This window comes from Micromonospora sp. DT178 (assembly GCF_049841695.1).
GTDB lineage: Bacteria > Actinomycetota > Actinomycetes > Mycobacteriales > Micromonosporaceae > Micromonospora.
Map to the genome: position 1 here is coordinate 66,327 of NZ_JBNCKV010000016.1, position 21,893 is coordinate 88,219.

At 75.8% G+C, this 21,893-nt stretch carries 20 protein-coding genes; 16 read left to right on the forward strand and 4 right to left on the reverse strand.

The features are described from left to right. Nucleotides 1–68 precede the first annotated feature (68 nt). The 3 genes from ACLQ22_RS24865 to ACLQ22_RS24875 all read left to right on the forward strand — a co-directional run bounded on the left by ACLQ22_RS24865 (nt 69) and on the right by ACLQ22_RS24875 (nt 2,320). Nucleotides 69–575: a hypothetical protein gene (locus ACLQ22_RS24865; protein ID WP_425694432.1), complete on the forward strand. Its 507-nt coding sequence runs from the start codon at nt 69–71 to the stop codon at nt 573–575. A gap of 102 nt (nt 576–677) precedes the next feature. Beyond that, the gene (locus tag ACLQ22_RS24870) at nt 678–1,457 is read left to right on the forward strand and encodes a GNAT family N-acetyltransferase (protein WP_425694433.1); all 780 of its coding nucleotides are present in this window, start codon (nt 678–680) and stop codon (nt 1,455–1,457) included. A gap of 77 nt (nt 1,458–1,534) precedes the next feature. After that, on the forward strand, nt 1,535–2,320 hold the full coding sequence (locus tag ACLQ22_RS24875; protein ID WP_425694434.1) for a lysophospholipid acyltransferase family protein: 786 nt from the start codon (nt 1,535–1,537) through the stop codon (nt 2,318–2,320). A 19-nt stretch (nt 2,321–2,339) separates the two neighbouring features. Here the strand turns inward: ACLQ22_RS24875 and ACLQ22_RS24880 are convergent, their stop codons facing one another. Both ACLQ22_RS24880 and ACLQ22_RS24885 read right to left on the reverse strand, forming a co-directional pair. Then, nucleotides 2,340–2,540, reverse strand: coding sequence for a DUF397 domain-containing protein (locus tag ACLQ22_RS24880; protein WP_425694435.1), 201 nt, complete (start codon nt 2,538–2,540; stop codon nt 2,340–2,342). After that, entirely contained in the window at nt 2,531–3,328 is a 798-nt protein-coding gene (locus ACLQ22_RS24885) for a helix-turn-helix domain-containing protein (RefSeq protein ID WP_425694436.1), read from the reverse strand. Before ACLQ22_RS24885 ends, ACLQ22_RS24880 begins: the two co-directional genes overlap by 10 nt. 523 nt (nt 3,329–3,851) lie before the next feature. On the opposite strand from ACLQ22_RS24885, the gene ACLQ22_RS24890 reads away from it, so the two are divergent. The 8 genes from ACLQ22_RS24890 (at nt 3,852) to ACLQ22_RS24925 (ending at nt 12,073) form a co-directional block, all read left to right on the forward strand. Then, on the forward strand, nt 3,852–4,190 hold the full coding sequence (locus tag ACLQ22_RS24890; protein ID WP_425694520.1) for a hypothetical protein: 339 nt from the start codon (nt 3,852–3,854) through the stop codon (nt 4,188–4,190). Between the two features lie 97 nt (nt 4,191–4,287). Beyond that, the gene (locus ACLQ22_RS24895; RefSeq protein ID WP_425694437.1) at nt 4,288–5,118 is read left to right on the forward strand and encodes a DUF4097 family beta strand repeat-containing protein; all 831 of its coding nucleotides are present in this window, start codon (nt 4,288–4,290) and stop codon (nt 5,116–5,118) included. Further along, entirely contained in the window at nt 5,115–5,768 is a 654-nt protein-coding gene (locus ACLQ22_RS24900) for a PadR family transcriptional regulator (protein WP_425694438.1), read from the forward strand. Before ACLQ22_RS24895 ends, ACLQ22_RS24900 begins: the two co-directional genes overlap by 4 nt. Nucleotides 5,769–5,842: 74 nt before the next feature. Continuing rightward, nucleotides 5,843–6,544, forward strand: coding sequence for a response regulator transcription factor (locus ACLQ22_RS24905; RefSeq protein WP_089003225.1), 702 nt, complete (start codon nt 5,843–5,845; stop codon nt 6,542–6,544). Then, entirely contained in the window at nt 6,541–8,100 is a 1,560-nt protein-coding gene (locus ACLQ22_RS24910; protein ID WP_425694439.1) for an ATP-binding protein, read from the forward strand. Before ACLQ22_RS24905 ends, ACLQ22_RS24910 begins: the two co-directional genes overlap by 4 nt. A gap of 62 nt (nt 8,101–8,162) precedes the next feature. After that, nucleotides 8,163–9,977: a trypsin-like peptidase domain-containing protein gene (locus tag ACLQ22_RS24915; RefSeq protein ID WP_425694440.1), complete on the forward strand. Its 1,815-nt coding sequence runs from the start codon at nt 8,163–8,165 to the stop codon at nt 9,975–9,977. Nucleotides 9,978–10,153: 176 nt separating this feature from the next. Beyond that, complete coding sequence (locus ACLQ22_RS24920) at nt 10,154–10,825, forward strand: BON domain-containing protein (RefSeq protein ID WP_425694441.1); 672 nt, start codon at nt 10,154–10,156, stop codon at nt 10,823–10,825. A 186-nt stretch (nt 10,826–11,011) separates the two neighbouring features. Then, nucleotides 11,012–12,073, forward strand: a complete 1,062-nt coding sequence (locus tag ACLQ22_RS24925) for a glycosyltransferase family 4 protein (RefSeq protein WP_425694521.1) — start codon at nt 11,012–11,014, stop codon at nt 12,071–12,073. 10 nt (nt 12,074–12,083) lie between these two features. Here the strand turns inward: ACLQ22_RS24925 and ACLQ22_RS24930 are convergent, their stop codons facing one another. Next, entirely contained in the window at nt 12,084–13,562 is a 1,479-nt protein-coding gene (locus ACLQ22_RS24930) for a serine/threonine-protein kinase (RefSeq protein WP_425694442.1), read from the reverse strand. Between the two features lie 178 nt (nt 13,563–13,740). On the opposite strand from ACLQ22_RS24930, the gene ACLQ22_RS24935 reads away from it, so the two are divergent. The 5 genes from ACLQ22_RS24935 (at nt 13,741) to ACLQ22_RS24955 (ending at nt 21,062) form a co-directional block, all read left to right on the forward strand. Continuing rightward, entirely contained in the window at nt 13,741–14,574 is an 834-nt protein-coding gene (locus tag ACLQ22_RS24935) for a patatin-like phospholipase family protein (RefSeq protein ID WP_425694443.1), read from the forward strand. Continuing rightward, nucleotides 14,574–15,590: a 1-acyl-sn-glycerol-3-phosphate acyltransferase gene (locus tag ACLQ22_RS24940; protein WP_425694444.1), complete on the forward strand. Its 1,017-nt coding sequence runs from the start codon at nt 14,574–14,576 to the stop codon at nt 15,588–15,590. The genes ACLQ22_RS24935 and ACLQ22_RS24940 overlap by 1 nt, the downstream gene beginning before the upstream one ends. Before the next feature lie 9 nt (nt 15,591–15,599). Continuing rightward, entirely contained in the window at nt 15,600–15,920 is a 321-nt protein-coding gene (cutA, locus tag ACLQ22_RS24945) for a divalent-cation tolerance protein CutA (RefSeq protein ID WP_121399656.1), read from the forward strand. 47 nt (nt 15,921–15,967) lie between these two features. Beyond that, nucleotides 15,968–19,849, forward strand: coding sequence for an SCO7613 C-terminal domain-containing membrane protein (locus tag ACLQ22_RS24950; RefSeq protein WP_425694445.1), 3,882 nt, complete (start codon nt 15,968–15,970; stop codon nt 19,847–19,849). 163 nt (nt 19,850–20,012) lie between these two features. Continuing rightward, entirely contained in the window at nt 20,013–21,062 is a 1,050-nt protein-coding gene (locus tag ACLQ22_RS24955; protein ID WP_425694446.1) for a fatty acid desaturase family protein, read from the forward strand. 59 nt (nt 21,063–21,121) lie between these two features. Here ACLQ22_RS24955 and ACLQ22_RS24960 read toward each other — a convergent pair whose 3' ends face one another. Further along, the gene (locus ACLQ22_RS24960) at nt 21,122–21,892 is read right to left on the reverse strand and encodes a hypothetical protein (protein WP_425694447.1); all 771 of its coding nucleotides are present in this window, start codon (nt 21,890–21,892) and stop codon (nt 21,122–21,124) included. Between the last annotated feature and the right edge of the window lies 1 nt (nt 21,893).

Genomic DNA, 21,893 nt, shown 5'->3' on the forward strand with positions numbered 1-21,893 from the left:
CGCGCCCCCGGCAGCCTCGCACGCCGTCGGCCCCGGTGTTCGTCCGGTGCTGTGCCACTGTTGCGGCCGTGCCCAGGACCCACCTGCCGGCCGGCCCGACCCGCGAGGCGGCCCGGCGTCGGCTCCGCTCCCTCGCCGGCTGGGAGCTGCTGAACGTTCCCCTACAGGCGTGGGTGTGGTTCCAGCTGGTGGGACTGCCGCCGACGGCGGCGAATCTCGCCGGCTTCGGGGCGTTCGCGGCCCTGCTCGTGGTGGGCACGGCGTACTGGGCGCTCAAGCTGCGACAGCTGCGCCGCGGGGAGCCGCGCCTGCCGGGCCGGCGCCACTTCGTCACCGCGCGCGCCGCCCTGCCGTTCCTCCTGGCCACCGTGATCGCCGCCTGCGCCGTGGCCGCCGTGCGGACGCCCGGCGTGCGGGCGTACCCGGGGCTGGCCTTCGGCCTCTTCGCCGTACTGGAGTACGTCAACTACTTCCACGTCCAGCTCATGCACGACAACCGGGCCGACCTGCGGCGTCTGGTCACGGTGGGGTTCCGGCGCTCGCACCTCGCCCGGGACCTGCGCGCCACCCGCTGAGACGAGCGCCGGCCCCGTCGCCGCGACACCGGCACGGGCCGTTCACCTCATCGACATCCCTCACCCCGCCGGCCGGCAACCCGGGCCGCCTACACAGGTCCCATGGCCGTTCTGCACGCCGCTGGCGCACCCCTGACGACCAGCGGTTACACCCTGCTGATCGCCGACGACCCGAGCGAGGTCGCGGCCGCGCAACGCCTCCGTCACGAGGTGTTCGCCACCGAACTCGGCGCCACCCTGCGCCCGGGGGCCGCCGGGCTCGACGTCGACGACTTCGACGCGTACTGCGACCACCTGATCGTCCGGCAGGAGGGCACCGGCGAGGTGGTTGGCACGTACCGGCTGCTCCCGCCGGGCCGCACCGACCGGCGGTACGCCGCGGCCGAGTTCGACCTCACCGGGCTCGACCCGCTCCGCGACGACCTGGTCGAGGCCGGGCGGTCCTGCGTGCACCCCGATCACCGCTCCGGCGCGGTGATCAACCTGATGTGGGCCGGCATCGTCCGCTACCTGCACCTGCGCGGGTCGCGTTGGCTCGGCGGCTGCGCGTCGGTGCCGGTGGCCGACGGGGGCGGGACCGTCGCGCGGGTGTGGGACGAGGTCGCGGCCCGGCACCTGGCCCCGCCGCGGCTGCGCGTACGGCCGAGGCGCCCCTGGTTCGCCGAGCCGGACACGCTCGTCGGGCCGGCGGCGGCCGACGGCCCGACGGCGCGGGCCACGGTCCCGCCGCTGCTGCGCGGCTACCTGCGCCTCGGGGCCTGGGTCTGCGGCGAGCCGGCGTACGACCCGGACTTCGGGGTGGCCGACTTCTACGTGCTCTTCTCCCTGGACCGGATGAACCCCCGTTACCTGCGGCACTTCCTCGGCGGGGCCGAGCGGTGAGCACCGCCGGACGCCTCTGGCTGCCCGCCTCGGGATGCGGGCCGACCTGCCTCCCGGCGGCCGGCGAGGTGCCGGCCGTGTCGCCCGCGCGGCGGGCGGGCCGGACCCTCGCCGTCCTCGGCATGCTGTCGGCGGGGACGGCGCTGGCGGTGCTGCTGCCGGCGCTGCCGGCCGGGGACCGGGCGGCGGCCCTGCGCGGTTGGGCCCGGTGGACGCTGCGTGCGTTCGGCGTGCGCCTCGTGGTGCGCGGCCGGCCGCCCCGGCGGGCGGCGCTGCTGGTCGCCAACCACGCCTCCTGGCTGGACGTGCTCGCGCTGCTGGCCGTCGCGCCGGCCCGGATGGTGGCCAAGCGGGAGGTCCGGTCCTGGCCGCTGGTCGGGTTGCTCGCGGCGGCGGCCGGCACGGTCCTGGTCGACCGGGCCCGCCCCCGGGCCCTGCCCGCGACGGTCTCCCGGGTCACCGCCGCGCTGCGCGCCGGCAGCCCGGTGGCGGTCTTTCCAGAGGGTACGACCTGGTGCGGCACCGCCGACTCGGTCGCCTGCCGCCCCGGCCGGGGGTTCCGTCCGGCGCTGTTCCAGGCGGCGATCGATGCCGGGGCGCCCGTGGTGCCGCTGCGGATCGGCTACCGGTGGGCCGCGACCGGCGTGCCGACCACGGCCGCCGCATTCGTCGGGGACGACGACCTGCTGCGCTCGGTGGGCCGGGTGCTCGCCGCCCGGGGCCTGGAGGTGCGGGTGAGCGTCTCCGCCGCCCTGCATCCCGCCCGGGACGCCGACCGGCGGCTGCTCGCCCGGGCGGCCGAGTCGGTCGTGCACGTCCCCGCTGCCGCCGTCGGGCGGGCACCGGCCGGATACGCGGCGTGAGGACGGGGGGAGAAGCGGGTCAGCCGACCGGGCCGATGTGCTTGGCCAGGCCGACGAACGACTGCCACGCCCGGGAGTCGAAGTGGAGGGTGCCGCCCTCGCGGTCCTTGGTGTCGCGCACCAGCACGACGCCCGGCACGTTGTCGGCGACCTCGACGCAGGAACCGCCGTTGCCGCCGGATTTCGTCGACTTCCGCCACTGCGGGGTCGTCACGTCCATGACTTCGCCACCTCCTTGATCAGCACGGTCGACTGCCGGCGGGGGAGGGCCTCGTTGCGCACGATCTCCCACGTCTTGGCCAGCCTAGCAATGTCGATGGATGCGTCGACGATCTGCGCGCTGAGCTGGTTGTCCGCGTGGGCCACCCGGGTGCCGTCCGGCAGTTCGGCGATGATGAACTGGCCGGCCAGCCCGAGGTACATGCCGGCGTCGGCCGGGACGACGTGGAGCTGGACGTGCTCCTGCGTCGCGGCGGCCACCAGGTGGTCGAGCTGCTCGGCCATGAGCCCCGGCTGGTCGAGCACCGGCCGGCGCAGCACGGCCTCGTCGACGACGGCGATGAGCTGGGGCGGCCGATCCCTGCCGAGGATCGCCTGGCGCTCCAGTCTGGAGGCCACGATCCGCTCGACCTCGTCGGCGGTGAACCGGCCCCCGGCCAGCGTGGCGCGGGCGTAGCGTTCGGTCTGGAGCAGACCCGGCACGTACGCCAGCTCGAACCAGCGCAGCGTCGTGGCGTCCCGCTCGAACTCGATCCACTCGCGCAGCCAGGCCGGCGTGGCGTCCAGCCGGGCCAGCTCACGGAGCATCCGGCCGAACCGCTCGCCCGTGTCGTGCTGGTCGTCGATCGCCTTCATGTACTCCCGCGTCGGCGGGCGACCGCCCGTCTCGACCGAGCTGACGTGCGACCCGGAGTAGCCGATCGTCCTGCCGAAGTCGTCCTGGCTCAGGCCGAGCTGAGCGCGGAAGGTGCGTAGCTCACCCAGCACGTAGTTGGTAGCGGTGCCCATCGGTTCCCCAAACTCTGCTCGGTTCCGTCGACGTGTTTCCCGTGCCCGCTCGGCCACCTCGCTGACCTGCGCGGATGCGGCGAGCATGTGTCGACGGTAGTGGTGTCCTCACCAGACTGTCACCACGCGGGCCCGTTCGCCGTCAGCGAGGACGTGGGCGGGTCCTGCCGGGGCCGCCCTGCTCTCCCCCGTGGCGGGGCGGCCCACCTCGACAACGGGGTGGGGGCGAAGTGGGTCACCGTGGCGGCTGGCACCGGAGTCGGTGCGGACGGCACTGCGCGTGCCCGAACTGCGCGGAGCGGCGGGAGATCCGGAGCCGGCGGCCGAAGCCCGCTCCGGCACCACCCCCACCGCCCCGCCCGAGCAGGCCGGCTCCGTACATCCCCGGCCCGATCGGACCCTTCGTGCCGCCTCCGGTCGGGCCGAGGGCGAACGACGCGACCGAGGTCCTGTGGTGCGGCGCGGCCGATCTGGCCGCCGCCGGGCGGGCGCGCCGGTTGAACGGGGGGCGCTGGTGAGGCCCCTGCTCTCCACCCGGCTCCCGCAGCCCGGCCCCGGACCGCGCCTCGGGCGCCCTCGCCACCGCATCGAGGGCCGGCCGCCGCACACGCCGCTGCGACCGCACTGGGGTTGTCGCTCGTGCGGTCAGCCGTGGCCCTGCGCGACCGCGCGACTCTTGCTCAAGGCCGAGTACGAGGGCGAGCAGCACAGCTTGTCGATCTACCTGGCGGGCCTGATGTACGAGGCGATGCGCGACCTCTACCACCTCGACCCGCGCGGCGGTCCCAGCCCTCGGGCCATGTTCGACCGCTTCGTGGCCTGGGGTCCCTACCGCCGGCCGCTCGTGGAACCGGTGCCGTGAGGTTGTCACGTCCGTGCTTGTCATATCGCGATGTATCGCGTTAGTGTCCTGTCATCCGGCGCGCCGAAGACGCGGCGCGTCGCGGAGGGAGGACCCGATGACCGACTGGACCGTGCACGCCCCGCAGCGGATCACCCTGGACGGGACGGTCGCCCGACTCGACGTCCACCTGATCAGCGGCCGGCTCAACGTGGTGGCCACCGACGGCCCGCCCCGGATCGACATCACCAGGGTCGGGCGCCGGCCGGTCGTGGTGGAGCACCGCGACGGCCGGCTCTCCGTACGCCAGCAGCGGCGCCGGCGGCTCTCGGACTTCGTCTTCTGGATGGGGCCGCTGTCCCGACTGCCCAGGGTCGACGTCTCCGTCGCGGTCCCCGCCGACGTGCTCGCCGACCTGGAGCTGGTGCAGGGCGCGCTGGTCGCGTCGGGCCTGCGCGGCGAGACCCGGGTGGAGGTGGCCGCCGGCCAGATCACCCTGATGGGGCTGCACGGCCGGACGTCGGCGAAGATCACCGCGGGTCCGGTCGAGGCGCTGGGCGTGGCCGGCGACCTCGACCTGGAGACGGTCTCGGGCGAGGTGACCCTCGCCGACAGCGCGGCGGGCCGGGTCCGGGCCCACACGGCCTCCGGGGCCATCACCTGCGACCTGGACAATCCCCGGCGCAGCGACATCCGGCTCAGCACGATCTCCGGCGGCGTCACCGTCCGGGTCCGCGAGGACAGCGACCTGGCCGTCCGCCTGCACACCACGTCGGGCCGGATCACCAGCGCCTTCCCCCAGGTGCGGGGCAGCGCCGGGCCGGGAGCCGGCGGCGACAGCGAGGGCGTGCTCGGCACGGGTGAGGGTAAGCTCTCCGCGTCCGCCACCTCGGGCAGCATCGCGCTGCTCGCCCGGCCGGTGGGCCACGACGAGAAGGAGCTGCCGTGACCGCCGTGTTCAGTCACGGGCGGCTCCGGCTCTACCTGCTCAAACTCCTCGACGACGGCCCGAAGCACGGCTACGAGCTGATCCGCCTGCTGGAGGAGCGCTTCCTCGGCCTCTACGCGCCCAGCGCCGGCACCATCTATCCGCGGTTGCAGCGGCTGGAGGCCGACGGGCTGGTCACCCACACCGCCGTCGGCGGCCGCAAGGTCTACGAGATCACCGAGGCGGGCCGGGCCGAGCTGCGGCAGCGGGCCGGCGAGCTGACCGCCCTGGAGGCGGACATCGCCGCCTCGGTGCAGGACCTGTCCGCCCTGGCCGGGGAGATCCGCAACGAGGTACGCGGCTCCGTCCGCGACCTGAAGCGGGAACTGCGCGAGGCGGCCCGGCAGACCCGTGGTGCCCGCTGGGCGCCCCCCGGCTCCGGCCCGACGCCCGCCCCCTCGCCCGGCCCCTCACCCGCGCCCCCCGCCGGCCCGACGCCGGCGCCCGGCCCCGGGTCGACGCCGCTGGACGAGTTCGACCAGCGGCTTGCCGCCTTCGCCGTCGAGGTGGGCGCCCTGGTCCGCGCCCGCCGGCCGAGCGACTCGCAGCTGCGTACGGCCGTCCGGTTGCTCGACGGCGCGCTGGACGGGCTGCGTCGGCTGCTGCGCTGAGCGCCGGTCGCCTCACAGGTTCTTTCCAGCGAGTGCCCAGCGCGGACGCAGCGAGAGCACGGATGATGGGCGGCATGGCCGCTACCCAGACCGAGGCGCGACTGCTCGTCGTCGAGGACGATCCCAACATCCTCGAACTGCTCTCCGCGAGCCTGCGCTTCGCGGGCTTCGACGTGGCCACCGCGACGAGCGGCAGCGCCGCCCTCAACGCCGCGAAGGACCACCGGCCCGACCTGGTGGTGCTCGACGTGATGCTGCCCGACCTGGACGGCTTCGAGGTCATCCGGATGCTGCGCGAGGGCGGCACCCGTACGCCGGTGGTCTTCCTCACCGCCCGCGACGCGACCGACGACAAGATCCGCGGGCTGACCCTGGGCGGGGACGACTACGTCACCAAGCCGTTCAGCCTGGAGGAGCTGACCGCCCGGATCCGGGCGGTGCTGCGCCGGACCAGCAGCGGCGAGCAGGCGCCCTCCCGGCTCACCTTCGCCGACCTGGAGCTGGACGAGGAGACCCACGAGGTGCACCGGGCCGGCCAGCGGGTGCAGCTCTCGCCGACCGAGTTCAAGCTGCTGCGCTACCTGATGCTGAACGCCAACCGGGTGCTGTCCAAGGCGCAGATCCTCGACCACGTGTGGAACTACGACTTCCGGGGCGACGACAACATCGTCGAGTCCTACATCTCCTACCTGCGCCGGAAGGTGGACAACACCCAGCCCCGGCTGATCCACACGCTGCGGGGCGTCGGTTACGTCCTGCGCAAGCCGGCGGCGTGAACCCGCTCCACCAGGGCAAGGCGTGGCTGCGCGGCGTACCGCTGCGGGTGAAGCTGGTCGCCTCGGTGCTCGCCCTGGTCGCCGCCGCGCTGCTGGTGATCAGCTCGCTGACCACCGTCTTCCTCCGTGGCTACCTCATCGAACAGGTGGACGGGGAACTGCACGGCACCACCCGCTCCATCGACGCGGTGCTGAATCTCTACAAGGAGGGCGGGAAGGGCCGCACCGTGCTGCCCAGCGATTTCATGGTCGCCCTGGCCCAGCCGGGCGAGGTGTTGCCGCCCGTGTACGACGACCGCAACATCCGGCCCGAGCAACTGCCGCAGCTCCCGGACAGCGTCGCGGGATTCGCCGCGGAGACCGGCGAGCCGCGTACGGTCACCTCCCAGGACCGCAGGTCCCGCTGGCGGATGCAATACACCCAACTGCCCGACGGTGAGATCCTGGCCGTCGGGCAGCACCTCACCGACGTCGACCTGGCCGTCAAGCGACTGGTCTGGATAGACCTGCTGGTCGGCGGAGCGGTGCTGATCCTGCTCGCCTCCATCGGCGCGGCGATCGTCCGGACCAGCCTGAAGCCGCTGGTGGAGATGGAGCGCACGGCCGCCGCCATCGCCGGGGGTGATCTGACCCGGCGGGTGCCCGACCCGGAGCAGGGACAACCCGTGCCGACCTCGGAGCTGGGTCGGCTCTCCCGGGCGTTGAACGCCATGCTGAACCAGATCGAGGTCGCCTTCACCGCCCGGGCGGCCTCGGAGCTGGCCGCCCGGTCCGCCGAGGCCACCGCCCGGGATGCGGCCGGCGCGGCGCGGGCCTCCGAGGCGCGCGCCCGGCGCTCCGAGGAGCGGATGCGGCAGTTCGTCGCGGACGCCTCGCACGAGCTGCGGACGCCGCTGACCACCATCCGGGGCTTCGCCGAGCTGTACCGGCAGGGCGCGGCGAGCGCGCCGGAGCAGACCGCCGACCTGCTGCGCCGCATCGAGCAGGAGGCGGCCCGGATGGGGCTGCTGGTGGAGGACCTGTTGCTGCTGGCCCGGCTGGACCGGGAGCGACCGCTGTCGCTCGCCCCGGTGGAGCTGCCCGTGCTGGCCAGCGAGGCGGTCGAGGCGGCCCGGGCGGTGGCGCCGGAGCGCCGGGTCGAGCTGGAGGTCACGCCCGGCTCCGGCCCGCTGGTGGTCTACGGCGACGACGCCCGGCTGCGTCAGATCATGGGCAACCTGATGACCAACGCGCTCACGCACACCCCGCCGGAGGCCTCGGTGACCCTGCGGCTGCGGGCCGAGCCCGGGAACCTGGCCGTGGTGGAGGTGGCGGACACCGGCCCCGGGCTCACCCCCGAGCAGGCGGAGCGGGTCTTCGAACGCTTCTACCGGGTGGACGCGGCCCGTACCCGGCGGGCCGGCGGCAACACCGGCACCGGGCTCGGCCTGGCCATCGTCGCGGCGCTGGTGCGCGCCCACCACGGCACCGTCGAGGTGGCCGAGACCCCCGGCGGGGGAGCGACCTTCCGGGTCCGACTCCCGCTCGTGCCGGACGCCGGGGGCGATGGCGAGTGACTTTCAGCCAACATTCAGGTGGGTTCCAGGCGGATCGCAGTGCCGCGCGTAAAGGTGGACGCATGACCGAGCACGAGTCCGACCCGCAGCGCCGGCCGGCCCACACCGACGCCGAGCCGTCGCTCCCCACCGCCGAGCTGCCGCGCGCCGAGCGCGCGCAGTCCGACTCCGCCCCCGCCGGTGACTCCGCCCCGACCGTCGGCGTCAGCACGGCCCCCGGCGGCGACTCCGCCCCGACTTCCGGCGACTCCGCCCCGACCGTCGGCTTCGCCCCTGTGCCCGGCGGCGACTCCGCCCCGGCCGCCGGTGGCGCCGCCCCGGTGGGCGGCGAGGCGTCGCGTACCGCCGAGTCGGGCCCGGCCGTCGACGGCCCGCCCGCCGGCGACGGCGGCCCGCGTGCCGCCGAGCCGGCCCGCGCCCCCGAGGGCGCCGGTCCGGTCGACCGACCCACCCCGCCCGGCCCCTTCGCGCCCGCCGCGGCCGTTCCGCAGTACCCGGTCGCCGGCCAGCCCCAGCCGTCCCATCCGCACGCCGCCGGCCAGCCCGGTCACCCGCACGCCGCGGGTCAGCCCGGTTACCCGCAGGCCGCGGGCCAGTCCGGCTATCCGCAGGCCGCGGGCCAGTCCGGCTACCCGCAGGCGGGCGGGCAGCCAGGTCACCCGCAGCCCGGCCACGCGCAGGCCGCCGGCCACCCCGGCGCGCCCTGGTACGGCCAGCAGTCCGGCTGGAGCGGCGGGGGCCAGCCGGGACAGCCGTACGGTCACCAGCCGCACCCCTCCGGCCAGCCGGTGCCGCCCTGGGCGGCCCCGCAGACGGCGGCCCCCCGGCCCGGCCGGATCGCCAAGTTCGCCGGCGCCGGGGTGGCGGTCTTCGCGCTGATGCTCGGCTCGGGCGTCGCCGGCGGGGCGCTCGCGCTCGCCGTCGACGGCGACTCTGGCATCACCCGTACCTACTCCGCCGCGCCGGTCATCAACGGCGCCGACCTGCCCCGGATCGCCGCCGCCGTGCAGCCCAGCGTCGTCTCGATCGCGACCGACAACGGCGAGGGTTCCGGCGTGATCCTCACCGCCGACGGCTTCGTGCTCACCAACAACCACGTGGTCTCCTCCGGCAGCGGCGACAGCGTCGTGGTGACCTTCGCCGACGGCAAGAACGCCCAGGCCCGGATCGTCGGCACCGACCCGAAGACCGACCTGGCGGTGGTGAAGGCCAACGGCGTCAGCGGCCTGAAGGCGGCCACCTTCGGCGACAGCGACGCGATGCAGGTCGGCGACCAGGTGCTCGCCCTCGGCAGCCCGCTGGGCCTCCAGGGCTCGGTCACCGCCGGCATCCTCAGTGCCCGGGACCGCACCATCCAGGCGGGCAGCGGCGAGCAGCGGCAGGAGCCCAGCCAGGGGGCAACCTCGATCTCCGGCCTGCTCCAGACCGACGCGCCGATCAACCCGGGCAACTCCGGCGGCGCCCTGGTCAACACCCGGGGCGAGGTGATCGGCATCAACACCGCCATCGCCACCGCCGGGCAGGGCAGCAGCGGCAACATCGGCGTCGGCTTCGCGATCCCCAGCAACAAGGCCAAGGACGTGGCCGGCAAGCTCCAGCGGGGCGAGAAGGTCAGCCACCCGTCGCTCGGGGTCAGCGTGACGGCCGCCGAGGGCGGCGGCGCCCTGGTCGCCTCCGTCGCCCCGGGCAGCGCCGCCGAGAAGGCCGGCTTGCAGCGCGGCGACGTGATCACCCGGTTCGGCGACAAGGCGGTCAACGACTCCGACGACCTGGTCGGCGCCGTGCAGGCCGGCAAGGTCGGCGACCGGGTCGAGGTGACCTACAAGCGCAACGGCACCGAATCCAGGGCAACCGTGACGCTCGCCGAGACGTCGTAGTCGGCAACCGAAGACATTCCTCCTCCCTCCGGGCGGCGGGTGGCGGGGCCAAGGGGGTTGGCTCCGTCACCCGTCGCTCCCTCCGACGGCGGTTCACCCGGTGCGGGTGAGCCGCCGTCACCCGTCGCGCCGGGATCGTCGGCAGTCAGGACCGGCGAGGCGTACGGAGGGGTGCGATGACCACGGCAGCGGCCGTTCGGACGGACGAGCGGATCCAGCGGGACGTGCTCGACGAACTGGCGTGGGACGCCCAGGTGCAGCCGAACGAGATCGGGGTGACCGTCCACGAGGGCGTGGTCACCCTGACCGGCTGGGTCGACGGGTACGCGCGGAAGTGGGCGGCGCAGCGCTGCGCGCAGCGCGTACGGGGGGTGCGGGCGGTCGCCGACGACGTCGAGGTGCGCCTGCCCGGCGAGCCGGGGCGTACGGACGCCGAGATAGCCGTCGCGGCAGGCCGGGCGCTGGAGTGGGACAGCTTCGTCCCCGCGGAGCGGCTGGACGTCACCGTGGCCAACGGCTGGGTGATGCTGCGTGGCGAGGTGGAGTTCGGCTGGCAGCGGCGCACCGCCGAGCGGGAGCTGCGCCGGCTGCGGGGCGTACGCGGGGTGACCAACCTCGTCGAGGTGCGGCCCGCCACCCGTTTCGACAGCGAGCGGACCCGGCGCGATCTCCAGCGGGCGCTGAGGCGCGGCATCGGCACGGAGCGGGTGACCGTCGAGGTCGACGGGGACACGGTCGTGCTCACCGGGGTCGTGCGCTCCTGGTGGGAGCGGGACGAGGCGGAGCGGGTGGCCTGGTCCGCCGAGGGGGTGCGGGCGGTGCGGGAACGGCTCCTCGTGGGCGGGTGACCGCCCGGATCGTCCCGTTTAGTGGCGCCGCCCCCGGGAAACCGTCGTCGATCCCGCCCGCCCAGCGGGGACCGGTCGCGGTGAGGCCGGTCCGGTGATGCCACAGCAGTGACCGAGGGGGAGGATTCCGTGGCCGTGAACCATCCGTCGCCCGACCGACCGGCAACGCGGCCGTTGCGGATCGCGATGGTGGTGCCGCCGTGGTTGTCGGTGCCGCCGCCCGGCTACGGCGGGCTGGAACAGGTGGTGACCGGCCTGGTGGAGACGCTGGTCGACCGGGGCCACGCGGTCACCGTGTTCGGGGCCGGCCGGGAGCACGGCACGGCGGCGGCGTTCGTCTCCACGGTGCCCGAACTCCAGTTCGACCGGCTCGGCGAGGCGCTGCCCGAGCTGGCCCACCTGGCCCGGGTCAACCACCGGGTCCACGCGGGCGACTTCGACGTCGTCCACGACCACACCACCATCGGCCCGCTGATCGCCGGCCACCGGGCCGTGCCCACCGTGGCCACCGTGCACGGCAACCCCGTGGGCGAGTACGGCGACGTGCTCAGCGAGACCGACCGGGGGGTCGGGCTGGTGGCCATCTCGCACGCCCAGCGCCGACTCAATCCGCCGCTGCGCTGGGTCGGCACGGTGCACAACGCGATGGATGTCGGGGGCGTCCCGCACAAGACCGCCCCCGGGCGGGGCCCGGTGCTCTGGCTGGCCCGGTTCAGCCCCGACAAGGGCCCGGACGTCGCCATCCGGGCCTGCCGGGCCGCCGGCCTGCCGCTGGTGCTGGCCGGCAAGTGCAACGAGCCGGCCGAGCGCCGCTACTACGACCAGGTGATCCGGCCCATGCTCGGCGAGGACGTCCGGGTGGTGCTCGACGCCGACCGGGCCGAGGCGCTGCGGCTGCTGGTCGAGGCCCGGTGCCTGATCATGCCGATCCAGTGGGACGAACCGTTCGGCATGGTGATGGTGGAGGCGATGGCTACCGGGACGCCGGTGGTGGCGCTGGACCGGGGTGCGGTGCCGGAACTGGTCCGGCCGGGACGGACCGGCCTGATCTGCGAGCACGTGGACGAGCTGCCCGGCGCGTTGCGTGCGGCGACGGGTCTCGACCCGGCGGCCTGCGTGGCGCACGTGGCGAAGAACTTCTCCACCGAGCGGATGGCCGCCGGCTACGAGGAGGTGTACCGCCGCTTCATCGCGGAGGCGGCCCTTCCCAAGGCGGCCCGGGAGCCGGTCCGGGCCCGGGCCCGCTGACCGCCGGCGGTCAGACCCGCGCCGCCCCGAGCGCGGTGATCGCGCTGTCCAGCCGGCGGGCGTACGCGTCGGTGAGGGCGCCCTCGCCGCGGCGGATCGCGACCTTCTCGCGGAGCCGGGCGATCCGCTCGCCCAGGTCGCCCGACCGGGCGCGGGCCGCGTCGGTCAGGTTACGCAGCTCGTTGCGGAAGTCGAGGCCGACGTCGGGGCGGATCCCCCCGTCGTCGAGACCGGCGCCGATCAGCCCGTCGACCCGGTTGGCCGCCTCGATGAGGTCGTCGCGCTGCGGGGGCGTCGGGGTCGGCCGGGGCGCGACCGGCGGGGCGGACGTCGGGGTCGGGGAGGCCGCCGGGGGCGGTGCGGCGTCGACCGTCGGCGTGGGGGAGGGCGGCGGGTCGGACGGGCCCGTGGTGGGCAGCGACCGGGGCGGGCTCGACTCCTCCTGACGGATCGCGGGCACGGCCAGGGCCACCCCCACGAGCAGTACGACCGGCACGATCAGCACCGGGCGCGGCAGGCGGCGCCGACGGCGCTCCCGGGCGTGGCGGGCGCCGCGCGGCTCGGTCCCGCCGCCCGGCTCCGCCCCGCCCGCCTGGGTGGGCAGGGTCGGGAGGGTGACCGTCGGCGCGAGCATGGTGGCGGCCTGCGGGTCGGCGGGGAGCAGCTGGTCGCGCAGGAGGGTGGCGACCTGGCGGGCGGTGGGCCGCGCCAGCGGGTCCCGCTCCAGGCAGCGCAGGCAGGTGCGGGCCACCTCGGGCGGCAGGCCCGGCATGTCGGCCAGCGGGGGCGGGCCCTCCCCGGCGAGCGCCTCGCTGAGCTGCTCCCAGGTGTCCGCCGGGTACGGCACCCGACCGGTCAGCGCCTCGTAGAGCAGCACGCCGAGGGAGTACACGTCGGTGGCCGGCTGCGCGGGCGCCCCGTCGAGCCGTTCCGGCGCCACGTACGCGGGCGTGCCGAAGGTGCCCCCGTCCTCGTCGTCGTCCGGCGCGCCGATCCGGGTGGCGATGCCGAAGTCGAGCACCTTGACCCCGGCCCGGGTCATCATCACGTTGGCCGGGGTGATGTCCCGGTGCACGATGCCGAGCCGGTGCGCGGCGGCGAGCGCGTCCGCCACCTGGGCGCCGACCTCGACCGCCTCGGCCCACGGCAGCGGCCCCTCGGTGAGCCGGACCTCCAGCTCCTCGCCGGCCAGCAGCTCCATCACCACGAACGACGTGATCGACCCGTCGGGCGCGACGGTCTCGCCGTAGTCGTGCACCGAGGTGACGTGCGGGTGGACGAGCTGGGCGGCGGCGCGGGCCTCCTCGCGCACCATGTCGCGGAAGCGGGCGTCGGCGGCGAGCGACGGGGCGAGCACCTTCAGCGCCACGACCCGGTCGAGCACCTCGTCGCGCGCCCGCCAGATCACCGACATGCCGCCGGCGCCGATCTGGTCGACGAGCCGGTACCGGCGGGCCAGCAACCGGCCGGGGTGCAGTGCTGGCTTCACGGAACGCACCTGCCTCGCTGTGGGAGCGCTATCAGGTTGCGCGAATGTGTCGGGCCTGTCAACGGTCGGCTACCTTCCGGGACCGGACCGCGTCGGCCGGGCCGTCGTCGGACAGCCGTCGCGCCGCCCCCGGGCCGGCCCCGGACGGCCACTTTTCCGCCCGTGCCAGGATGAACCTATGTCGCGGGGACCGGTGGCGTTCGTGCTCGGGGGCGGGGGAGTCCTCGGCGCGGTCGAGGTGGGCATGCTGCGGGCGCTGTTCCGGGCCGGCATCCGGCCCGACGTGGTGCTCGGCACCTCGATCGGGGCGGTCAACGGCGCGCTGGTCGCCGCCGAACCGTCCGAGGCGGTCACCGACCGGCTGGTCCGGCTCTGGGCCTCGCCCGAGGCGAGTGAGGTGTACGGCGACTCGGTGGCCCGCCAACTGCGCCGCTTCGCCGCCCGTACCCACCTGCACTCGCCCCGCCCGCTGCGCAAGCTGCTGGAGGCCGAGCTGGGTGCGGAGACCACCTTCGCCGACCTCCGGGTGCCCTTCCGCTGCTGCGCGGCCAACATCGAGCGGGCCGCCGAGCACTGGTTCGACAGCGGGCCGCTGGTGCCGGCCGTGCTCGCCTCCGCCTCGGTGCCGGGACTCCTGCCGCCGGCCCGCATCGACGACCAGCACTACATCGACGGCGGGATCGTGAACTCCATCCCGATCGGCGAGGCGGTCGCCGTGGGCGCCACGCGGATCTTCGTACTCCAGGTGGGTCGGATCGAGCGGGCCCTGACCCCGCCCCGGCGGCCCTGGGAGATCGCCCAGGTCGCGTTCGAGATCGCCCGGCGGCACCGGTTCGCCCGGGAGATGGCGGCCCTGCCCGACGGGGTGGAGGTGCACGTGCTGCCCACCGGCGGGCTGGAGCCGCGCGACGACACGCCGTGGGCGTACCGGGACATGGCGGCGGTGGGACGGCGGATCAGCCGCGCCTACACGGCCTCCCGGCGCTACCTGGCGACGCAGTTGGAACACTGATGCCCCTGCCGCCGCGGTGGGTACGCCGGCTGCTCCTGGCCCCCGGCGTGGTGCTGCTCGCCTTCCTGGTGGTGACGACCCTGCCGGTCTGGGCGCTGCTCGCGGCGGCCGCCTCGCCGCTGGTCCCGGGCCGGCTGCGGCCGCTGCGCCTGCTCTGGCTCGGCTGCGTCTACCTGGTCTGGGACGCGACGGCGCTGCTCGCGCTCTTCGTGCTCTGGGTCGCCTCCGGCTTCGGCTGGCGGGTCCGCTCGCCCGGCTTCCAGCGGGCGCACTACGTGCTCGCCGGCTGGTTCCTGCGGGCACTCTTCTGGCACGCCCGCTGGGCGCTGCACCTGAGCATCGACGTGGTGGGCACCGATCCGGACACGGCCCTGCCCGGCCGACCCGAGCTGGTGCTCTGCCGGCACGCCGGGCCGGGCGACTCGTTCATCCTGATCCACGCCCTGGTCAACTGGTTCAACCGGGAGCCGCGGATCGTGCTGAAGGACAGCCTCCAGTGGGACCCGGCGGTCGACGTGCTGCTCAACCGGCTGCCGAACCGCTTCCTCGCGCCTGGCCCGGAGGGCCGGGGGTCGGTGACCGAGCAGATCGGGCACCTGGCCCAGGGCCTGGACGACGACGACGCGTTCGTGATCTTCCCGGAGGGCGGCAACTTCACCCCCGGCCGCCGGCTGCGGGCCATCGAGAAGCTGCGCGGCCTCGGCCTCGAACGGATGGCGCGGCGCGCGGAGCGGATGCGGCACGTGCTCGCCCCGCAGCCGGGCGGCCTGCTCGCGGCGCTGGACGCCGCGACCGACGCCGGGGTGATCTTCGTGGCGCACACCGGCCTGGACCGGATGCTCAGCGTCGGCGACGTGTGGCGGGAACTGCCGATGGACAAGCGGATCATCATGCGCTTCTGGTCCGTGCCGCCGGAGGAGGTGCCGACCGGTCGGCAGGAGCGGATCGACTGGCTTTTCGACTGGTGGGCGCGGATCGACGAGTGGATCGCGGCCAATCGGGACGGTGCCGCGTAGGGTGCGCTGGTGGACCAGATCTGCGTGGTGACGACGGTGGTGGACGCCCGCTCGGTCGCTGACGTGCTGGCGGCCGCGGCCGTCGCCGGTCGGCTCGCGGCCTGCGCGCAGGTGGGCGGCCAGGTGGACAGCACCTACTGGTGGCGTTCCGGGGTGGAGACCAGCACCGAGTGGTCGGTGCAGTTCAAGACGGCGCCGGACCGGGCCGCCGCGCTGGTGGAGCAGATCCGGGCCAGTCACCCGTACGAGGTGCCGGAGATCCTGGTGACCCTGGTGGACAGCGGTGACCCCGCCTACGCCGCCTGGGTGCACGAGCACTCCCGGCCCTGAGTACCCGCACTCTGGTCAGGTGATCTCCCGGCCACCATGATGGCCGGGTGCAGAACACCGGCTATCCCTGTCCCGCCTGCGGCGCGCCGGCCGACCTCGGCTCCGGCTGCTCCGGTTGCGGCCGGCCACCGTACCCGGCCGCCGCCGAGGTGGTCCGGCTCGACCGGGAGATCGTCGCGCTCGGCGGCGAGGTCGAGCGGGCCCGCGCGGCGTACCAGGGGCTCGCCGACCGGCTGGGCGCGGCCCGGCGGCGTCGGGCCGCGCTGGCCGCCGCGGTACGGGCGGAGTTCCCCGTGCAACGACCGGCGGCTCCCGCGACTGCGGCGCCGGTGCGTCCCGCGGCCGCCGCGACCCCGGTGCCGGCCCGCCCGGGCGTGACCCCGCCGCCGGCCGTGACGCCGGTGCCGGCGTGGCCGGGCCGGGGGCCGGTCGCTCCGGTCCCCGCGCCGGCGGGTGCGGGCGTCGGCGGGGCGGAGACCTCCACCCGTACGGTGCAGGGCCTGCTCTTCGTCCTCGGTGGGCTGCTGCTGGGCACCGCCGCGGTGGTCTTCACGGCGGTCGCCTGGGCGGCGGTGGGGGTCGCCGGTCGGGCCCTGATCCTGTGCGCGTTCACCGCTCTCGCCCTGACGGCGCCGCTGGTGGCGGTGCGGCGCGGGCTGCGCGGCACCGCGGAGACCTTCGCCGCCGTCGGGCTGCTGCTGGTGCTCCTCGACGGGTACGCCGCCTGGTCGGTGGACCTGGTCGGGGTGGCGGACTGGCCCGCCACCCGGTACGCCGCGCTGGTCGGGGGGGCCGGCGCGGCGGTCGCCGCCGGGTATGGCCGGCTCAGCGGCCTGACCGTGCCGTGGTTCGCGGCCCTGGTGACCGCGCAGCCGGTGCTGCCCCTGCTCGTCGCCGACGCCCGGCCGGACGCCGCCGGCTGGGCGATGGCCTTCCTGGGGGTGGCGCTGCTCGACCTGGCGGTGCTGGTCGCGCTGCGCCGCCGGGGCGCCCCGGCGATCGAGGCCGAGGCCGTCGGGGTTCCGGCGACCGGCGACCCGACCGTCGCCGGCCCGACCGTCGCCGGCCCGACCGTCGCCGGCCCGACCGTCGGCGGTCCGGTCGCCGGTGCCGTGGCCCCGGCCGGTGCGGCGCCCGGGACGTCCGGCGTGCGTCCGGCGGTCCTCGCCGGGCGCGTCCTCGCCTGGGTGGGGCACGCGGGCGCGCTCTTCGTGGCCGCGTTCTGCGCGCTCGTACCGCTGGCCCTCGGCCAGGCCGCCGGCGTTCCGCTGCTGGCCGGGGCGCCACTGCTGCTGGTGGCGGTGACGCTGCTCGGCACCGCGCTGCTCACCGGCGGGACGGTGTTCCGCGCCGTGGCCGCCGCGCTGCTGGTGCCGGTGCTGGCCGGCGCGATCATCCGCCCGATCGTGGAGCTGGACCTGTCGCTGCTGCTCACGGCGCTGGTCGTGGTGGCGCTGGCCGGCGCGGTACGGCTGCTGCCCGCCGGGTGGCGGACCGGTCCCCGGGCCGGCGCGCTGCTCGTGGCGGGCGGGACGGCGCAGTTCGCCGTGCTGCTGGCCGTCGCGCTCGCCGGCGCCACCGCCGGCCGGTCGCTGCCGCCGTGGCGGGGGGCCGCCGCCGGACCCGGCGGCGACCAGGGGTGGCAGTTGCCGGTGGTGATCGCGCTGACCGTGGCCGCCCTCGGGCTGTTGCTGCCGAGGGCCGCCCGGCCGGCGCTGGCCGCGATCGGTGCGGCGGCCGTCGTGCTGGCGGTGCCGGCCGCCTGGCCGTCGCCCTGGCCCGCGGTGGTGGCGCTGGACCTGGTGGCGGCGGTGGGCCTGCTGCTGGCCGCCGCGGTGGGGCGTCCGGGCGTCCGGTCCTGGACGGTCCTGGCCGCGGCGGGGGCCGGGACCGTCCTGCTCGGGCACGGCCTGGTCGTCGGGTTCGCCGCGCCGGCGGGCGCGGGTGCGGCGCTCGCGGTGGTGCTGGTCGCCGGGACCGCCGTGGCGCTGGTCGGCCGGCGCGGCACGGCCGCGCAGCGCGGGGTGGCCGGGGCGGCGCTGGCCGTCGTGCCGCTCGCGGTGCCGGCCGGCGCGGTCGTCGCCCTCCTCGCCGCCGGTGCGCCGGCCTGGTGGCAGGCGCGGGGGGCGCTCGCCGCCGTCGCGCTGCTGCCCGTCGGGCTGCTCGCGGTCCGCCGGCACTGGCTCGACCTGCGGGCGTACGCCTTCGTCGGGGTCGCCGTGGCGGTCACGGCGGTCGGGTTGGCGCCGGTGGTCGTACCGGCCGACGAACCGGTGACGCTCTACGCCGCCGTGGCGGTCCTGCTGGCGACGCTGGGCGGTGCGGCGCGCTCCGACGTCGTCCTGCGGGTGGCTGGCATCGGGCTGCTCGTGGTCTCGGTCGCCACCGCCGTGCCGGTGGCGCTGACGGCGCTCGTCGCCCCGTACGGCGGGGTGTCGCCCTGGTCCGGGGCGCCCATGGTCCGGGCCGATCCGGGGGCGCTTCCGGTGGGCCTGGCGTTGGCCGTGCTGGCGGTGGCCGGGGTGCTGGCCGGTCGGCAGGACCGGGGTGCCGTGCGGACCGGCCCCACCGGCGCGGAGGCCGTCCCGTCGGCGGGCGCCGGCTGGTGGCGGGCCGCGCTGGTCGCGGTGCCGTTCGCCGCGACCGCGCTGCCCGTGCTGCTGGTGGCCGCGGGCGTGCCGTGGCCGGTGCTGCCGGTCGGCACGCTGCTCGGCGGGGTGGCGCTGGTGCTGCTCGCCGCGCTGGCCGCACCGCGTCCGCTGCTCGCCCCGGTCGGGTTGCCGGTGGGCCTGGTGCTGGTGGCGTCCGGGCTGCTCGGGCTGCTGGCCACCCGGACGGGCACGGTCGTCGGCCTCGGCGTGCTCGTGGTCGCGGCGACGGTGGTCGGGGTGGCGGCCCGCCGGGACGACGCCCGCCTCGGCGGCGCCCTGGTCGCGGTGGCCGCCGCGACCGGCCTCGCCGTCGTCGCGCCGCTGGCCGGCGGGCTGCCGGTGCGGACGGCCGCGTTCAGCGTGCTCGCCGTCGCGGTGCTCACCCTGGCCGCCGCCGCGGCGGTGCGCGGCGGCCCCCGGACGCCCGCCGGGTCGCCTCCGGTCGGTCCGCCGACCGCCGGGTCGCCTCCGGTCGGCCCGTCGGCCCCCGGGTCGCCTCCGGTTGGTCCGTCGGCCCCCGGGTCGCCTCCGGTCGGTCCACTGGCCCTCGGGTCCGCTGGCGCGCCGGTGCGCGGTCCGGTCGCGGCGGCGGCCGGTCCGGTCCGCCGGGGACGGGTCACGGCGGCGGCGTTGGACGCGGCGGCCCAGGCGGTGGCGCTGGTCGCGCTGCTGCTCGCGGTGGGCTCGCTCCGCCACGCCGCGGCGGTCTGCGTGCTGTGGGGCGCCGCCGTCGCGCTGCGGGTGCTGCGTCGGGGCGAGTCGGCGGGCCGGCGGTGGGCCTTCGCGGGCATCGCCGGCGGCAGCGAGCTGCTCGGCGGCTGGCTGCTGCTGGCCGCCGGGGACGTGGCGGTGCTGGAGGCGTACACGGTGCCGGCGGCGGCGCTGGCTCTCGTGGCGGGCGTGGTGGCGCTGCGTACCCGGCCCGGGCTGAACAGCTGGCTGGCGCTGGGCCCGGGGCTCGCGGCCGGGTTGCTGCCGAGCCTGGTGTCGGTGCTGGTGGCGCCGGACCCCCAGCCGTGGCGGCGACTGCTGTTGGGCGTCGCCGCGCTCGGCGCGGTGCTCGCCGGTGCGACCCGCCGCTGGCAGGCGCCGGTGCTGCTGGGCGGGGTGACCCTGGCGCTGCTCGCGCTGCACGAGCTGGTCCGTGGCTGGGACGTGCTGCCCCGGTGGATCTTCCTGGCCGTCGGCGGGTTCGCGCTGATCGGGCTCGCCACGACCTACGAGCGACGCCGCCGGGACCTGGCCCGCCTGCGGGCCGCCGTCGGCCGGATGGGCTGACCGCCCCGGTCCCGGCCCCGGTCACGGGCGTCGGGGGTAGGGCTCGCCCTACCCCCGACCCGGGGGTGGGCAGGGTTACTCAGCGCAACCGTTCGCCGGAGACTGGGAGGGGGACGCGCCGACCGGCGTGCCCCGGGATCGAGGAACGGGAACGGGAGCCGCAATGGTGCTCGGAGCGGTGACGGACCCGCCGGTACGGCGGGGCAGTGACTACGCGCAGTTGTCCCGGCGGATCAGCGGGGCGGGCCTGCTGGAGCGACGCCCGGGACGGTACGTGACCCGGATCGTGCTCACGCTGGGCGTCTTCGCGGCGGGCTGGGCGGCCGTCGGCCTGGTCGGCGACTCGTGGGCGCAGCTCCTGGTCGCCGTCTTCCTCGCCGTCGCCACCACCCAGGTCGCGTTCCTCGGTCACGACGCCGGCCACCGGCAGATGTTCCGGCGGCGCGGGCCGAGCGAGGCCATCGGCCTGCTCACCGGCAACCTGGCGGTCGGGCTCAGCTACGGCTGGTGGGTCGACAAGCACAACCGGCACCACGCCAACCCCAACCACGAAGACGAGGACCCCGACGTCGGGGCCGGCGCGCTGGTCTGGACGTACGAGCAGGCCGCCGCGACGCGCGGGTTCGGTCGCCGGCTGGCCCGCCGGCAGGCGTGGCTGTTCTTCCCGATGCTGCTGCTGGAGGGGATCGCCCTGCACGTGGCGAGCGTGCAGGCGATCGTGGGGCGGGACTCCGACGGCCGGTTCCGCACCCCGATGCGGCACCGCCGGGTCGAGGCGCTGCTGCTGGTCCTGCACGCCGTGGGCTACCTCGGTGCGCTGCTGCTGGTGATGTCGCCGGTGAAGGCGCTGCTCTTCGTCGCCGTCCACCAGGGACTGTGGGGCTTCTACATGGGCTGCTCGTTCGCCCCGAACCACAAGGGCATGCCGATGCCCACCGCCGACGACGACCTGGACTTCCTGCGTAAGCAGGTGCTCACCGCCCGCAACGTGCGGGGCGGCCGGCTCGTCGACGTCGCCCTGGGCGGGCTCAACTACCAGATCGAGCACCACCTGTTCCCGAACATGCCCCGGGCCAACCTGCGCCGGGCCCGGCCGATCGTCCGCGCCTACTGCGCCGAGCAGGGCATCCCGTACGCGGAGACCGGGCTGGTCGAGTCGTACCGCCAGGCGCTTGCGCACCTGCACGAGGTGGGCCGGCCGCTGCGCGGCTGAGACACGCGAACGGGGGCGGCGCCGACCGGCGCCGCCCCCGTCTTCGCGTGCGGTCGGGCTCAGGAGCCCATGGACTCGATCAGCTCCTGCGGGGCCTCCTGCGTGTCGCTCGCGGCGGGCTTCTTCACCGAGACCGGCGCGCCGAAGTTCGAGTAGTTGGTGATCATGGTGCCCAGCGACTCGTGCAGCACCTGGGTGTCGATGGCGAACTCGACGAGCCGGCCCTGGTCGTCGACCCTGGCGGTGAACGGGACGGCCTTGGCCTTGTCACCGAGGGCCTGGATGGCCTTGTCGTCGGGCTTCGTGCGGGTGTAGTCGAGGGTGCCGGAGTAGCTGCCCGGGGCGGTCCTCTCGACGTCCACCACGCTGTCGACCATCTGCTTCGCGCCGCCCGGGTCGCCGTCGGGCATCAGGTTGAGCTGGCCGCTCTTGCCGAGCTTGGTGGCGTCCATGTGCATCCACTTCTTCGGCATCCCCTGCATGCCGGTGACCTTCAGGTAGACGTCGTTGCCGAGCATCAGGATCCGGAAGGTGCCCTCCGCGCCCATCTTCAGCGTCATGTCGCCGGTCTTGGTGGCCGGGTCCATCACGCCGCTGCCGTTGATGACCGGCGACGTGAGCTGCATCTTGACGCTCTGCTGGTTCAGCTTCTGCGCGGCGGCGGTCAGCTCGGCGCGGGCGTCGGCGGGGGCGCTGCTGGCCGGTGCCGCGCCGGTGGTGGCGCCACCGTTGCCGGCCGGAGCGTCCGCGTCCGTGCCGCACCCGGTGAGACCGAGGGCGAGCGCGGCGACGAGCGCGACCCCCGTGGTCGCCAGCCGTCGAGTGTTCATG

What these genes read in the sequence shown, in the direction of transcription:
- ACLQ22_RS24870 (WP_425694433.1), top strand. Translation starts at nt 678, where the DNA reads ATGGCCGTTCTGCACGCCGCTGGCGCACCCCTGACGACCAGCGGTTAC.
- ACLQ22_RS24895 (WP_425694437.1), top strand. Translation starts at nt 4,288, where the DNA reads ATGACCGACTGGACCGTGCACGCCCCGCAGCGGATCACCCTGGACGGG.
- ACLQ22_RS24960 (WP_425694447.1), bottom strand. Translation starts at nt 21,892, where the DNA reads ATGAACACTCGACGGCTGGCGACCACGGGGGTCGCGCTCGTCGCCGCG.
- ACLQ22_RS24925 (WP_425694521.1), top strand. Translation starts at nt 11,012, where the DNA reads ATGGTGGTGCCGCCGTGGTTGTCGGTGCCGCCGCCCGGCTACGGCGGG.
- ACLQ22_RS24885 (WP_425694436.1), bottom strand. Translation starts at nt 3,328, where the DNA reads ATGGGCACCGCTACCAACTACGTGCTGGGTGAGCTACGCACCTTCCGC.
- ACLQ22_RS24880 (WP_425694435.1), bottom strand. Translation starts at nt 2,540, where the DNA reads ATGGACGTGACGACCCCGCAGTGGCGGAAGTCGACGAAATCCGGCGGC.
- ACLQ22_RS24915 (WP_425694440.1), top strand. Translation starts at nt 8,163, where the DNA reads ATGACCGAGCACGAGTCCGACCCGCAGCGCCGGCCGGCCCACACCGAC.
- ACLQ22_RS24920 (WP_425694441.1), top strand. Translation starts at nt 10,154, where the DNA reads ATGACCACGGCAGCGGCCGTTCGGACGGACGAGCGGATCCAGCGGGAC.
- ACLQ22_RS24955 (WP_425694446.1), top strand. Translation starts at nt 20,013, where the DNA reads ATGGTGCTCGGAGCGGTGACGGACCCGCCGGTACGGCGGGGCAGTGAC.
- ACLQ22_RS24905 (WP_089003225.1), top strand. Translation starts at nt 5,843, where the DNA reads ATGGCCGCTACCCAGACCGAGGCGCGACTGCTCGTCGTCGAGGACGAT.
- ACLQ22_RS24940 (WP_425694444.1), top strand. Translation starts at nt 14,574, where the DNA reads ATGCCCCTGCCGCCGCGGTGGGTACGCCGGCTGCTCCTGGCCCCCGGC.
- ACLQ22_RS24935 (WP_425694443.1), top strand. Translation starts at nt 13,741, where the DNA reads ATGTCGCGGGGACCGGTGGCGTTCGTGCTCGGGGGCGGGGGAGTCCTC.